This is a genomic window from Rhizobium sp. BR 315 (assembly GCF_050577975.1).
Classification (GTDB): Bacteria; Pseudomonadota; Alphaproteobacteria; order Rhizobiales; family Rhizobiaceae; genus Rhizobium; species Rhizobium miluonense.
The window spans coordinates 22,024-34,989 of the sequence record NZ_JARWKZ010000040.1; the positions used below are offsets into that span (position 1 = coordinate 22,024).

The window sequence follows — 12,966 nt, forward strand, 5'->3', positions numbered from 1 at the left end:
GCCCGGCTGCTCGCTGGGCATCATGAGAAAGTACTGATGGCGGATTTTGTAGCAGTCATTCGACGGGCCGTTGACGGCCTGACGGAAAATACTCCCGAGATGCGGGTCAAGGTTTACGATCGGGCTCGTGGTGCCGTTCAGCGGCAGCTCGAGAGCATGAAGCCGCGCCCGCCGGAAGAGATGCTACGCCGCCAGCTCGACAAGCTCGAAGCCGCGATCGTCGAGGTCGAAGCCGAACATGCCGAGGCTCTGCCGGCGGCCGAGGAGCCCGTCGCCGAAGCGCCTGTCGTACATGAAGCGGCGGCTCCCGAGCCGGTCGAAGAACATCATGTCGAAGCTCATCCGGAGCTCCATGCGCATCAACCTGAGCCGGCCCCTGCCGAGATTCACGCCCATGAGGAGACGAGCGCTCCAGAACCGGTCCATGAAGAGCCTGCCCATCACGAGGCGGCTGTATCTGTTGAGCAGCATTGGCCAGAGGAGCCTGCGCCCGCAGAGCAATGGAGCGAGCCTCATCAGGAAGGGCAGCATGTTGCTGCTGCGCACCATGACGTTGGCGAGCATCATCATGCCGAGGCTCATGTGGAGCCGGCCCACGAACCGGTCCATCACGACGAACCGGAAACCTACCACGAAGAACCCCAGCACCCTGCGGAAGAGGTGGTGCCTGTTGCCGCCGAGCCCGTCCATGCGGCTCCTGCGCCGCAGGTTGGAAGAGCAGCGGTTGACGACGTCATCAGCCAGGTGGAGCAGATCTGGGCTGAGGTCGATGCGCCGCTGCACCGCGCTGCTCCCGAGCCCGCCGTTCCGCATCGTGAAGAGCCGGTCATGCCGGCTGCAGCTTTTGCCGACACGGTGTTCGGTCATCCTATAGAGCCACCCGAACATGTGAAGGCGCCGGCACCAGCTGCCAACAAAGCCTTCGCTTGGGACGCGGATGTGTTCGAAGAGCTGCAGCCAGGCCCGGCTGCTTCTCAACCGATGCAGCCCGCCCAGCAGCTGTCGGACAACGCCTTCGAGGACGTCGATCTCTTCGCCGACGTGCATTCTCCCCGCAAAACGGGCACCGATGCCGATACTGACAACGATGGCTGGCGCGAGCTGAAGGAGCTTGCCGGTTTCGACAAGCGCGCGGAAGGGGATCGTGGAGGAGCTTCGTCCATGCCGCCGGATCTCGATCAGGCGATGGCTGCGAAGCTGCAGGGCAAAAGCTTCCGCATGGAGCCGAAGCGTCGCCGCATCAATGTTACCGGTATCATCCTGACGCTTGTCGGCCTCGCGGTTGTGGGCGGTGGTGGCTATGCCGCTTGGCTGAACCGCGATGCGCTCAACAATATGGTGACGAAGCTCGTCAGCTCCGCACCGAAGAGTGCTGCGACGCCTCCCGCCTCGGATCCGGCAAACAACAATACGGCAAGCAACAAAGCTACGAACAGCGCACCGGCCCAGCCTTCGGCGACGCTCCCGCAGAATAGTGCGGCTGCCGCCAAGCCTGCGGGCGCCGGCAATACCGATGTCGCTGCGTTGAACAGCGATCCCAATACGGTCAATACCAAGTTCACGCAGCGGCTCCTGTCCAATGGCACGGAAGAGGATAAAGGTCCCGCAGCAGGTGCTCAGCCTGGCGTTGTCGAAGGCAAGTCCGTGGCCGAGCAAAATGTGGCTTCCAAGGCTCCGGCCGCTGCGGCAACGCCGCCTGCTGGTGCTGCGGCAACGACGCCGCCTGCGAACAATGCGGGTGTGCCCCAGGCCCAGCCGCCTGCCGCCGATACTCAGGCTTCGACGAGCCAGCAGGCCCCCGCCGCCGCAAATCAACAGCAGGCCGCCACCGCCAATCCTTCACAACCGGCTGCGCAGCAGACGGCTTCGGCTACCGACGGACAGAAGGTTTTCCTTTATGAGGAGCGCCTCGGCCAGACGTCGCCTTCCGCCTTCCAGGGCACGGTCAGCTGGTCGCTGCAGCAAGGCAAAGGCGCCGATGGCCGGCCCGAGCCCTCGGTGCAGGGTCTTATCACCGTTCCGGATCGCGGCCTGGCGGCAACGATCACCGTTTCTCGAAATGCGGACCCTTCGCTTCCTGCCAGCCATCTGATCGAGCTTGCCTTCCAGGTGCCGGCGAATTTCGAGGGTGGGGCGATCGACAATGTGCAACGTGTTGCACTGAAGGCGACCGAGCAGGATCGCGGCGATGCCCTCATCGCTGTGCCGGCCAAGGTTACCGATGATGTCTATATGGTCGCTCTCAACGATTTCCCGGATGCGCGCAAGACCAACCTCGACCTTTTGAAGAGCCGTAACTGGATCGACATTCCCGTCGTCTACCGCAACGGTCGTCGTGCCTTGCTGACTATGGAAAAGGGCCCTACCGGCACGGATGCCTTCAACAAGGCGATTGCGGAGTGGCAGGCTCTTGGCGGCGTTGCTTCGAGCGGCCAGTAAGCTCTCCAGGCATCGATAGACATGAAAAAGGCGGGCTTGCGCGGCCCGCCTTTCTTTTTGACTTTTGAAACTTTCCGCGAAGGAGGCGTTAAGCCGTCGCTTCGACGACGCGGAGCGCCTTTGCGCGTTCCAGTGCATCCTTCTGCACGGCTTCCTGAACCTTTTCGAAGGCGCGAACTTCGATCTGGCGGACTCGTTCGCGGCTGATGTCGAATTCGGCCGAGAGGTCTTCCAGCGTTACCGGATCTTCGGCGAGGCGGCGAGCCTCGAAGATGCGACGTTCACGATCATTGAGGACACCCATCGCGCGGGCCAGCATGCGGCGACGCGTGTCCAGTTCGTCTTGTTCAATCAGCACCTCTTCCTGGCTGTCATGATCGTCGACAAGCCAATCCTGCCACTGACCGGAATCGCCTTCGGTAGCCTTGATCGGCGCATTCAGCGAAGCGTCGCCGGAAAGGCGGCGGTTCATCGAAATGACCTCTTCCTCCGATACGTTCAGCTTGGTTGCGATCTCGGAAACGTGTTCCGGCTTCAGGTCGCCGTCATCGATCGCCTGGATACGGCCCTTCAGACGGCGCAGGTTGAAGAACAGGCGCTTCTGGTTGGCAGTCGTGCCCATCTTCACCAGCGACCACGAGCGCAGGATATATTCCTGGATCGAGGCCTTGATCCACCACATGGCATAGGTTGCCAGGCGGAAGCCGCGTTCCGGGTCAAACTTCTTCACGGCCTGCATCAGGCCGACATTGCCTTCCGACACGACTTCGCCGATCGGCAGGCCGTAGCCGCGATAGCCCATGGCGATCTTCGCCACGAGGCGCAGATGGCTGGTGACGAGCTTGTGCGCGGCCTGACGGTCGGCATGTTCCGCATAGCGCTTGGCGAGCATGTACTCTTCCTGCGGTTCCAGCATCGGGAACTTGCGGATCTCGTCGAGATAACGATTGAGGCCGGCCTCTCCGGCGGCAATGGACGGTAAGGTATTACGGGCCATGATTGTGCACCCTCCTATTCGAGATTTGGTTCCTTCTGGGGGCGTATTTGCGCGCCTTCTGCGAAGCGAACCAAGGCGTGCGGGTCCGGGGACCCCGCACTCAACCAATGTAAAGATAAGTACGGCGAAACGGTGATTCAAGGATGCAATCACGCAAGTGTTATAGCAGCGTGACCGCGGTCTCGCCGTGACGTCGCCCTTGAGGTTATCCTCCCGAAGGCTCCGGCGCAGTCAGCTCCAACCGTCTCGGCTGTCAAAACGCATCGGCGTTTGCAGCAACAGACGGCGCACCGGATTTCGGTCCTACGCTTGGCATTATAGGGCGATAGGTCGTATGCGTCCAGCGGAACGTGTTAACCACAAAGCCTTGCGGCTCACGCCCGCAAGGCTTCCACCAATTCTTCCATGTCGCCGGGCAGAGGCGCTTCGAAGTGCATGACCTCGCCGGTGCGGGGATGCTCGAATTGCAGCATGTAGGCATGGAGCGCCTGGCGGGTGAAGCGATTGACGAGCTGCTTGGCCGGCTCCGGCAAGAGATTGGCCTTGGTCTTGAAACCACCGCCATAGACGGCGTCCCCCAAGAGCGGATGGCCGATATGCGCCATGTGCACGCGGATCTGATGCGTCCGGCCCGTTTCGAGATGGCAGTCGACCAGCGAGGCGAGGGCGGTTGCGTCAGGTCCTTCATGGAAGCGCTCCAGTACCTCGTAATGCGTGATCGCTTCGTCGGCATCCTGAGAGGTGGGGCGCTTGACCGCGCGCCGGGTGCGGTCCGTGCTCGAGCGTCCGAGCGGCGCATCGATGGTGCCGATGAGCTGGCGGGGGCGCCCCCAGACGATCGCTTGATAGGCACGTTCCAGCGATGTCGTTCTGCCGTGATCGGCAAACTGCAGCGACAGGTGACGGTGGGCGACATCGTTCTTGGCGACGACCATGACGCCGGTCGTATCCTTGTCGAGCCGATGGACGATGCCCGGCCGGCGCACGCCACCGATGCCGGAAAGGCTGTCGCCGCAGTGGTGGATCAGTGCGTTGACCAGCGTGCCCGTCCAATTGCCGGCGGCGGGATGGACGACAAGCCCGGCAGGCTTGGCGATGACGATGATGTCCTCGTCCTCGTAAAGCACGTCGAGGGGAATATCCTCGCCCTGCGGCGTCGGATCCTCGGGCTCGGGCAGGGTGATCTCATAGGTGTCGCCGGGGCGCACCTTGCGCTTGGCGTCGGTCACTGCTTCGCCATTGAGCAGCACGGTACCTTCCTTGATCATCGCCTGGATGCGGTTGCGGGAGAATTCCTTGCCGAACTGCGCGGTCAGCCATGCATCCAGCCGCCCTTCAGCGCTTTCGTCGGCGGTTAGGACTTTTCTATTGTCCGCGGCTTCTTTAAAGGGGTCGCTCAAACGTATTTCTCCGGCGCTCCAAGGCGCTCTCAATCAGCAAGGATGCATCGATGACGAATCTCGAGCCAGACGATCAAGAGGAAAAGCCCCTCGATCCGGCCCTGGAGAAAGTCCGACGCAAGATGATCCGCCTGCAGATCGTCTCCGCGGCTGTCATGGTGGTGAGCCTTATGGCTGTCTTCGGCGCCGTTGTCTACAAGACGATGAAGCAACCGGCAAAGCCGGCGGGCCAGGCGGCCTCCAATATTCCCTCGGATGCCCCGGCTGCCGTGACGGCCCTGCTGCCGGCAGGCTTTACCGTTCAGTCTACGGCCCTGTCGGGAAATCAGGTGCTGTTTTACGGCACGCTCGCCAGCGGTCAGCGGCAGGCCATCGTCTTCGACTATGGCATTGGCCGCATCGTGGCGACCATATCCCTGTCGAACTGACGGCCTTTAGATGACGAGCGGCCGGCTCATCGAGATCACGCATCCCGACGATCCCCGTATCGCCGAGTTCCGGGATATCCGCGAGCGTGACCTGACCGGGCGAGAAAACCGCTTCATCGCCGAGGGCACTGTCGTGTTGCGGCTCCTTGCCGGGGCGCATGCGGCGGAGGGGGATTTCGCCGCGGAGAAGGTACTGCTGCTTAGAAACCGCGTTTCCGGGCTGAGCGACATCATCGGGGCCCTCCCGGCCGATGTTCCGATCTACGTCGCGGCGGCGGAGGTGCTCGATGGAATTGTCGGCTTTCATCTGCATCGCGGCGTCCTGGCGCTTGGCCGCCGGAAGGCGGAAACCGAACTCGGCGTCTTTCTCGACCGCCTGCCGCGACAGGCGCTCGTGCTTGCCGGCTGCGGCATCTCCAATCATGACAATATGGGCTCGATGTTTCGCAACGCTGCGGCCTTCGGAGCCGACGCGGTGCTGCTCGACGAGAGCTGCTGCGACCCGCTCTATCGCAAGGCGCTACGTGTCTCGGTCGGTTCCATTTTGAGTGTACCCTATTGCCGGCAGTCGCGCGACCGCGACTTGCTTTCCGCGATGGCCGATCGCGGTTTCGCGATCTGGAGCCTGTCTCCCAACGGCAAAGTGGATATTCGCGATGTTCCGGCCTCGCAGCGCATGGCGCTTGTCGTCGGCACGGAAGGGGATGGGCTGCCTCAGGACATCCTGTCCAGATTCGGCAGCCTGCGCATCCCGCAGGCTCCGGGCCTCGACAGCCTCAATGTCGCGACCGCAAGTGGCATTGCGCTTTTCGAGATGGCTGCGCGGATCAAGCGGATTTAAGGGCGCTAGCTTCCCGTCGGCTAGGGATGTTTCGGCAGCAATGCCGCCACGCGGTCGGCAAGGCTGGTGCGCGAAGCGGCTTCTGCAGAATTCTTATCCTCCGAATTCCTATCTCCGGTCAGAAGATCGAGAATGGGCGAGGTGTTGCCTTCCTTGAGCGCCGTCAGCGCCACCATGTTGGCGGCGATGGTGGCGATTTCCTCGCGTATGGCTTCCTCATGCGCCGGCGAGCGCGCCTTAAGGAGACGGTCCGAAAGGGCTGCGGCCCGGTTGCGGACCTCTTCCGTCATGTGCGCGATGTCATCTTCCACTGTTCGTTCCGGTGCGGCTGCGTTTGTCTGACTGTCGGCTGTATCCTTAATGATCGGGATAGCGGACAATTTTGGCGTTTTTGTCGACTTCTTCGGCGGGGCAATGCCGGCGGCCCGCAGAACCTTGCTGGCTTCTCTCGATTCCTTTACGGCCGCCTCAAGGCGTTCTTTCAGGCGCGCAATGTCCTGAGTGCGCCGGGCGATCGCAGTTTCCTTGTCGGCGCTGCTGGCGATCTCGCGATCCAGCCGTTGTTCCAGCCGCTTGTTCTTGTCATTTTCCTGGCGAAGCGACTGTTCGGCGTCTGCCGCGCGCAGGCTGGCGGCGCTCAGATCCTGGCGAAGCGTTTCGCGTTCGTCCCGCAATGCATTATTGCGAAGCTTCAGGCTCTCGATTTCGGTTTCGCGTGTTGCAAGATCGATCTTGAGATTATCCGCATCGGCGGCCATTTTCGTCATGCGCTTGCGCAGGCCGTCGATATCGGCCTCCTTTTCCGCGCTAGCCTGCTCTGCGGCATGAATGCCTGATTTGAGCTGGCTGATATAGCTTTCTTCACGCCGCAGGCGCGAGCGCAGTTCGCCCGCTTCCACTTCGAGATCATCGATGCGCGTTTGCAGCTCGGTGTTGCCGCTGACAAGGCGGCTTGCCTCCTGCTGCAGCTTGCCATTGTGGATCTGCAGCGTGACGGTCTTGTCGCGCTCCTGCGTGAGAGCCTGCTCTGTTCTGGCGTTCTCGGCAGCAAAGAGGGCGCGTGCCATATCTTTCTGCGCCCGCACCTCCTGCGGACTCAGGGGCATGGTCGCTTTCAGGCGCTTTTCGGTGAACCAGACGATGCGGCGATGGATTGCCGGCGCGATGAGAAAGACCAGAAGCGCGGCTGTCAGAAAGCCCAATCCGAACAATAGAGCAAATTGAATCACGACGCGGCCAGTATCCTGGGGTTATTTTCGATCTCTGTGAAATGAATAATCATGGGCTGGGGATGCGGGCAAGCGTTTAAATCGGATATGGTTTACCGGCGAGGGCCGGATTTACTGAAAGAAAAAGCCCGCAATCCGAGCGGGCCAAAGCAGGTGCTGCCTGGGAGGAGATGTTAAAAGCGGGCTCAGAAGGGGTTCCAGGTCGGATTGGGCGTGACCTTCAGGTAACCCATGTTGACGCCGAGGCGTGCGCCAAGGCCGGTGCGGATCGGAACAAGGACGATATTGTTGTTCTTCAGCACGGTCATGCCGAAGCCTGCCACCACGAAGGCCTGGCCGCTGACGCCGCCGAAGCGGGTGTAGACGCTGTCGATGCTCGGCAGATCGTAGACCAGCATCATGACGCGCGTGCCCTGGCCGCCATAGTCGAAGCCGAGCGACGGGCCTTGCCAGTAAAGCGAATGCTCGCCGGCGTTCTTGGTGTTCAGCTGTCCTTCACCGTAGGTCAAACCGGCAAGAAAGGCGCCTGAACCTTCCTGGCCAAGAATGTAGCCATTCGGCAGGCCATATTGCTGGAAGGCCCGCTCGACCACCTTGGCGAGGCCGCCGCTGGTGGAGCCGAAGAAGGAATGGCCGGCATCGACGATTTCCTGCGCCGAATAGTGATTGCCTGGCGCAGCCGCGGCCTGACGGACCGGCAATGCGAAACTCACGAATGCAGCAATGGCCAGTATCAGGCCGAGGCCAAGCATCCTGGTGCCGGGGCTTGGCATTCTCTTCAGGAATTCATAGCGCATGAAAGTCATCCGTTCATCATGGTCGGGGCGATAGGGGACGGATGCGGAGCACATTCGCTAGAACGCGCCCCATACGGTTCGCCCCCTCCAGCAGATCCTTTTGCCCATCTATCGCAGGGCGATTCGCGTGCGAAAGGATCAGATGGTGATGAATGCATTTTGCGTCGATGGTCTTAACAATCGGTTTACCAAATATGGTGTCATTATGGCGCGCGGTACACCGGCTGTGACAATCCTCGGGCAACCTTACCGTGCCAACGTAGAGTCACGTTTCGCCTTGCAAGCATTCAGGAGACAATGAATGTCGAAGAATCCAAACCTCACTCTGACCGGACCAGATCTGGCCGCGCTGCTGTGCAGCCGCGTCTGCCATGATGTGATCTCGCCGGTCGGGGCGATCAACAATGGCCTGGAGCTGCTCGACGAGGGTGGTGCCGATGCCGATGCCATGGATCTGATCCGCACTAGCGCACTGAATGCTTCGGTTCGCCTTAAGTTCGCGCGCCTTGCCTTCGGCGCATCCGGCTCGGTCGGCGCATCGATCGATACCGGCGAGGCTGAACGGGCCGCGAAGGATTTCGCCGCTGCCGAAAAGAAGACCGAGGTCAGCTGGGTTGGCCCGCGCGCCATTATCGCGAAGAACCGGGTCAAGCTGCTGCTCAACCTTTTCCTGGTCGCGTATGGTGCGATCCCGCGTGGCGGCAATATCGAAGTAACGCTGGAAAATCCCGAATTTGACGCCAAGTTCACCATCACCGCCAAGGGGCGGCTGATGCGAGTACCGCCGAAATTCGCCGAGATTTGTTCCGGTGCTCTGGAAGAGGCGGTGGATGCCCATTCGATCCAGCCTTACTACACGGTGCTTCTTGCGGAAGAGAGCGGCATGGAGCTCTCCTACAATGCGACGCCGGAAGTACTGACCTTCATCGCCGAGATACCGGCCGAATAGACGGATTTCGGTCTTTGCCATTCTCTGGCCCGCAGCCATCCCATGGTCGCGGGCTTATTTTTTCGTGTGCCGTCATTGCCAGGAAATCTTATGGTTGTCCGAGCAATTGATAATGTAGCGGTAACGAATCCTTAGCATGCTGGTCCTATCGTTCCAATTTGATGTCGCCGCTCCGACAACGGCGATTGGTGCAGGGAGTTCTAGATGCAGCGGTTCATGATAACGGATGCTTCGGATGTCGTACGCAAGGTCGGCAAACGGATCCTGTCCGAGCTGGATTTCCTCGTGAGCGAAGCCGGCGACGCCCGTGAAGCGCTGGCGCACTGCCAGGTCGAGATCCCGGACTATCTGATCGTCGATGCCGGCATGGAAGGGGCGCTCGATCTCATTACCAATATCCGCGCCATGCCGAACGGCAAGGACGTGAAGATCTATTACTGCGTCGTCGAAGCGGACCTGCGCAAGCTGATGGCCGGAAAGCGGGCTGGCGCCACGGACTTTCTGCTGAAGCCCTTCGACCGCAAGATCCTGACGGCCATATTCGGCAATCGCGCCGTCGCCGCCTGATTTCGCCGAACATTCTTGAAGTAATGCCGGCCGTCCTGTTGGGCGGCTTTTATTTTGGGCTGTTCACACAAAAAGAAAATCCCGCCAAACGAGGCGGGATTTCAGAGCTTTTGGCGGTATTTGGCGGGGGATGCGGGTTTAAGCGCTTTCGGCGAAATCGTTGCTGTCGGGCTCGCGCAGCACGTAGCCGCGGCCCCAAACGGTTTCGATATAGTTGGCGCCGCCGGCTGCATTGGCGAGCTTCTTGCGCAGCTTACAAATGAAGACGTCGATGATCTTCAGTTCAGGCTCGTCCATGCCGCCATAGAGGTGGTTGAGGAACATTTCCTTGGTGAGCGTCGTGCCCTTGCGCAGCGAGAGCAGCTCCAGCATCTGGTATTCCTTGCCGGTCAGATGCACGCGCTGGCCGCCGACTTCGACGGTCTTGGCGTCGAGGTTGACAATGAGCTCGCCGGTCATGATCACCGACTGGGCATGGCCCTTGGAACGGCGGACGATAGCGTGAATGCGGGCGACCAGCTCGTCCTTGTGGAAGGGCTTGGTCATATAGTCGTCGGCGCCGAAGCCGAGGCCGCGAACCTTGTCCTCGATGCCGGCCATGCCGGAGAGGATGAGGATCGGCGTCTTGACCTTCGAAAGGCGCAGGGTGCGCAGCACTTCGTAGCCGGACATATCGGGAAGATTGAGATCCAGAAGGATGATGTCGTAGTCGTAAAGTTTTCCGAGATCGACGCCTTCTTCACCGAGATCGGTGGTATAGACGTTGAAACTTTCGGATTTGAGCATCAGTTCGATGCTCTGCGCCGTCGCGCTGTCGTCTTCAATGAGTAGAACCCGCATAATTGTCCCCTTTACCGCCGCCGAAAGGTCGTCAGCCCCCTTACGCGATACCGATCAAATCACTGCTTGATTTGGAAGCTGCCATGCAATGGTTAACAAATTCTGATTCACTCTGGCAAGTCGTATCGAATTTATTAAATAATTTTTCCATTGCACTGTTTTCCAACGACAATCAGTAAAATCGACTCCTAAAGTATCGCGTGAGGAACTCACGCCAAGTGATTCATCTGACTCATCAATGCCAACATGTCGAATTCCGACCTCAGCATTTACCGAGCCTTAAATCATTGCGCCTATCATTAACGATGCCCGTAAACGAAAGGTTACCAGCGGTAGGCTTTTATTAATATCGCTGGAAATTTTTTTAACCAAGCCGTCTCAAAGCGGCTCGGCGGGTGAGAATACCGAGAGCCGGGGTCTCGCATCACGGGAGTAATGCGTATGAAGTCACGTGAGAGCCTAGTTCGCCTGAAAGAGTTTCAGGTGAACGAAAAACGCCGTCAGCTGCAGCAGTTGCAGATGATGATGGCGGAATTTGACCGCATGACAAAGGATCTGGAGAGCCAGATCGTGCTGGAAGAGAAAAAGTCCGGTATTTCCGACCCTAACCACTTTGCTTACCCGACCTTTGCCAAGGCCGCCCGCCAGCGTGCGGACAACCTGCAGGTGTCGATCCGTGAGCTGCAGGTTCAGGAAGAAACGTTGGAAAGCTCGCTTGAGGAAATGCAGGCCGAGTATGCCAAGGCCGCTGCGCTCGAGGAGCGTGATGGTTCTGGCCCGGCAAGGGCACGCGCCTGAGGTCATAAACCCGTCGTCCTCTTTCGATCCACGCGTCATTCCATTCCGATACGGGGCTTATTGCCGGAAGGTGCGGGAGTTGACGGAAACGACACAAAAGCCGCGCATGACCGGCCGCGACAGGGCCGGTCATGCGCGGCTTTTTGTATTTGCAGACTACGGCCGGCCGAAAGGGCCGGTATCGGCGCGTCCGGCTACCGGCTCGATATGGTATTCTTTTCGTGATCTATACTTACAGGTTAACGACGTCGCGCCAATCGTCGTGACGCAGCGCCTGTGCCTTGAAAAACGGGCAGAGTGGGATGATCTTCCAGCCGCCACGGCGGGCTTCTTCAACCGCATGAAGGGCCAACGCCTGTCCAACTCCCTTGCCGCGCAAGGCATCCGGCACGCCGGTATGATCGACGATGATCAGCTTTGGGGAGGTGCGGGAAAACGTCATTTCCGCCTCGTGACCTTCGACAGTTGCGACATAGCGGCCGCCGGATGCGTTGTTTTCGTTGCGGATTTCCATGGTTCATTTCCCTGATTGCGGCTGATGCGGCAAGGATCGCATGCGCTCCGCCATCTGCCAACTATCGAGATTGTTAACGGATCGTCTCTCTTCAAATCGCCGTTGATATGCGGTGGCTTTGTGAGAGGTTTCGGACAAGGACTGCAGTAGTCGATGTCTAGAGCATTTCCAGGAAAAGTGCGTAGCGGTTTTCCGTCCGGAATGCGTAAAGAAAGAAGAAGATAGAGCGTTTTCGCGATTTGAAGAAAAGCGGAAATGCTCTAAAGGCGGCCAATGGCTTTTTATGTTCAACGGGAAAGCTCGCGACAAGCCGAAGTTGAGGCCCTCCTTCGTCAGTCGGATCAGATTGCAGCACGGCTCTATCCGGGCGAATTCCGCCGGCCGCTCAACGTGGAAGCATTGGATGCACCTCACATTTCCGTCCTTGTCGCCCGTAATGAAGACCTCGTGGCGGTTGGGTGCTGCTCTCTTTTCGACAGCGGCGATGGTACGATTGAATTGAAACGTATGATTGTAGATCAGAGTTTCAGAGAGCGCGGAGTAGGGGCGGCTCTCTTGAGCGCCGCGGAAACGACCGCTCGCGCCAACGGCATTCATTTGATCAGAATGGAAGTCGGTATCAGAAACACAGACGGCCAAGCTCTTCATCGCAAGGCGGGTTATAAGGAGAGTGCGCCGTTTGGTTCCTATGCGCCTTCGCCGATAAGCCTGCTCTTCGAAAAGGACATCGGGACGTGAACTCGAGCTTTAGCGCCCTTCCGCCCAATAGTTCGGGCCTCAGTCCCGCTTGGGAAAAGAGGCCCGAATAAAAGTTCAGAAAATTGGTGCTGTCGCTGCGGTCAGTGGCGATACTGCTGTATACGCGTCGTCCGGAGGCCGGCAAGGCCATGAGTATTAATGGACGACTGCCAGGAGAGGAATTCCTCGACAGTCAAAGTATAACGTTCGCAGGCTTCTTCCAAGCTGAGTAGACCACCACGCACTGCGGCGACAACCTCTGCCTTGCGACGAATGACCCAGCGGCGCGTATTCGGCGGCGGAAGGTCGGCTATCGTCAGCGGGCTGCCATCGGGGCCGATGACATACTTCACTCGGGGACGTATCATTTCGGTCATTGGACTCTCTACACACACTCAAGACCACAAGTGGCACTCTAGCTTGCCACAT

The 12,966-nt window shown here is 59.5% G+C and carries 14 protein-coding genes; 7 read left to right on the plus strand and 7 right to left on the minus strand.

Going from position 1 to position 12,966, the window contains the following annotated elements:
- Positions 1-36 precede the first annotated feature (36 nt).
- Entirely contained in the window at positions 37-2,439 is a 2,403-nt protein-coding gene (locus QD409_RS26770) for a hypothetical protein (RefSeq protein WP_430764108.1), read from the plus strand.
- Between the two features lie 88 nt (positions 2,440-2,527).
- Here the strand turns inward: QD409_RS26770 and rpoH are convergent, their stop codons facing one another.
- Together rpoH and QD409_RS26780 are read right to left on the minus strand one after the other, a co-directional pair.
- A complete protein-coding gene (gene rpoH, locus QD409_RS26775; protein WP_092855937.1) occupies positions 2,528-3,436 on the minus strand; it encodes an RNA polymerase sigma factor RpoH in 909 nt (302 codons plus the stop codon).
- Positions 3,437-3,810: 374 nt separating this feature from the next.
- Complete coding sequence (locus QD409_RS26780) at positions 3,811-4,836, minus strand: RluA family pseudouridine synthase (RefSeq protein ID WP_430764109.1); 1,026 nt, start codon at positions 4,834-4,836, stop codon at positions 3,811-3,813.
- A 50-nt stretch (positions 4,837-4,886) separates the two neighbouring features.
- On the opposite strand from QD409_RS26780, the gene QD409_RS26785 reads away from it, so the two are divergent.
- The gene (locus tag QD409_RS26785) at positions 4,887-5,264 is read left to right on the plus strand and encodes a hypothetical protein (protein WP_430764110.1); all 378 of its coding nucleotides are present in this window, start codon (positions 4,887-4,889) and stop codon (positions 5,262-5,264) included.
- A 10-nt stretch (positions 5,265-5,274) separates the two neighbouring features.
- On the plus strand, positions 5,275-6,105 hold the full coding sequence (locus QD409_RS26790) for a TrmH family RNA methyltransferase (RefSeq protein WP_430764111.1): 831 nt from the start codon (positions 5,275-5,277) through the stop codon (positions 6,103-6,105).
- Between the two features lie 20 nt (positions 6,106-6,125).
- Here the strand turns inward: QD409_RS26790 and QD409_RS26795 are convergent, their stop codons facing one another.
- Together QD409_RS26795 and QD409_RS26800 are read right to left on the minus strand one after the other, a co-directional pair.
- Complete coding sequence (locus QD409_RS26795; RefSeq protein ID WP_430764112.1) at positions 6,126-7,334, minus strand: hypothetical protein; 1,209 nt, start codon at positions 7,332-7,334, stop codon at positions 6,126-6,128.
- 185 nt (positions 7,335-7,519) lie between these two features.
- The gene (locus QD409_RS26800; RefSeq protein WP_092855987.1) at positions 7,520-8,131 is read right to left on the minus strand and encodes a DUF1134 domain-containing protein; all 612 of its coding nucleotides are present in this window, start codon (positions 8,129-8,131) and stop codon (positions 7,520-7,522) included.
- Positions 8,132-8,432: 301 nt separating this feature from the next.
- On the opposite strand from QD409_RS26800, the gene chpT reads away from it, so the two are divergent.
- The gene (gene chpT, locus QD409_RS26805; protein WP_430764113.1) at positions 8,433-9,080 is read left to right on the plus strand and encodes a histidine phosphotransferase ChpT; all 648 of its coding nucleotides are present in this window, start codon (positions 8,433-8,435) and stop codon (positions 9,078-9,080) included.
- Positions 9,081-9,284: 204 nt separating this feature from the next.
- A complete protein-coding gene (locus QD409_RS26810) occupies positions 9,285-9,647 on the plus strand; it encodes a response regulator (protein WP_092855948.1) in 363 nt (120 codons plus the stop codon).
- Between the two features lie 138 nt (positions 9,648-9,785).
- On the opposite strand, the gene ctrA is transcribed toward QD409_RS26810, so the two are convergent.
- Positions 9,786-10,487: a response regulator transcription factor CtrA gene (gene ctrA / locus QD409_RS26815; protein ID WP_004116994.1), complete on the minus strand. Its 702-nt coding sequence runs from the start codon at positions 10,485-10,487 to the stop codon at positions 9,786-9,788.
- A 441-nt stretch (positions 10,488-10,928) separates the two neighbouring features.
- Between ctrA and QD409_RS26820 the strand changes: the two genes are divergently transcribed.
- Positions 10,929-11,285 carry a flagellar export protein FliJ gene (locus QD409_RS26820; RefSeq protein WP_092855950.1) on the plus strand — a complete coding sequence of 119 codons (357 nt, stop codon included), beginning with the start codon at positions 10,929-10,931 and terminating at the stop codon, positions 11,283-11,285.
- A gap of 232 nt (positions 11,286-11,517) precedes the next feature.
- On the opposite strand, the gene QD409_RS26825 is transcribed toward QD409_RS26820, so the two are convergent.
- A complete protein-coding gene (locus QD409_RS26825) occupies positions 11,518-11,799 on the minus strand; it encodes a GNAT family N-acetyltransferase (protein WP_092855952.1) in 282 nt (93 codons plus the stop codon).
- 273 nt (positions 11,800-12,072) lie between these two features.
- Between QD409_RS26825 and QD409_RS26830 the strand changes: the two genes are divergently transcribed.
- Entirely contained in the window at positions 12,073-12,537 is a 465-nt protein-coding gene (locus QD409_RS26830) for a GNAT family N-acetyltransferase (RefSeq protein ID WP_092855954.1), read from the plus strand.
- 101 nt (positions 12,538-12,638) lie between these two features.
- Here the strand turns inward: QD409_RS26830 and QD409_RS26835 are convergent, their stop codons facing one another.
- The gene (locus QD409_RS26835) at positions 12,639-12,914 is read right to left on the minus strand and encodes a DUF1153 domain-containing protein (RefSeq protein WP_004107124.1); all 276 of its coding nucleotides are present in this window, start codon (positions 12,912-12,914) and stop codon (positions 12,639-12,641) included.
- Positions 12,915-12,966 lie beyond the last annotated feature (52 nt).

Bases quoted from the DNA above. Each gene is read 5' to 3' on its own strand.
- QD409_RS26800 (WP_092855987.1), bottom strand. From the start codon at position 8,131: ATGCGCTATGAATTCCTGAAGAGAATGCCAAGCCCCGGCACCAGGATG.
- QD409_RS26770 (WP_430764108.1), top strand. From the start codon at position 37: ATGGCGGATTTTGTAGCAGTCATTCGACGGGCCGTTGACGGCCTGACG.
- QD409_RS26830 (WP_092855954.1), top strand. From the start codon at position 12,073: ATGGCTTTTTATGTTCAACGGGAAAGCTCGCGACAAGCCGAAGTTGAG.
- QD409_RS26825 (WP_092855952.1), bottom strand. From the start codon at position 11,799: ATGGAAATCCGCAACGAAAACAACGCATCCGGCGGCCGCTATGTCGCA.
- ctrA (WP_004116994.1), bottom strand. From the start codon at position 10,487: ATGCGGGTTCTACTCATTGAAGACGACAGCGCGACGGCGCAGAGCATC.
- chpT (WP_430764113.1), top strand. From the start codon at position 8,433: ATGTCGAAGAATCCAAACCTCACTCTGACCGGACCAGATCTGGCCGCG.
- rpoH (WP_092855937.1), bottom strand. From the start codon at position 3,436: ATGGCCCGTAATACCTTACCGTCCATTGCCGCCGGAGAGGCCGGCCTC.
- QD409_RS26810 (WP_092855948.1), top strand. From the start codon at position 9,285: ATGCAGCGGTTCATGATAACGGATGCTTCGGATGTCGTACGCAAGGTC.
- QD409_RS26785 (WP_430764110.1), top strand. From the start codon at position 4,887: ATGACGAATCTCGAGCCAGACGATCAAGAGGAAAAGCCCCTCGATCCG.
- QD409_RS26835 (WP_004107124.1), bottom strand. From the start codon at position 12,914: ATGACCGAAATGATACGTCCCCGAGTGAAGTATGTCATCGGCCCCGAT.
- QD409_RS26790 (WP_430764111.1), top strand. From the start codon at position 5,275: ATGACGAGCGGCCGGCTCATCGAGATCACGCATCCCGACGATCCCCGT.
- QD409_RS26820 (WP_092855950.1), top strand. From the start codon at position 10,929: ATGAAGTCACGTGAGAGCCTAGTTCGCCTGAAAGAGTTTCAGGTGAAC.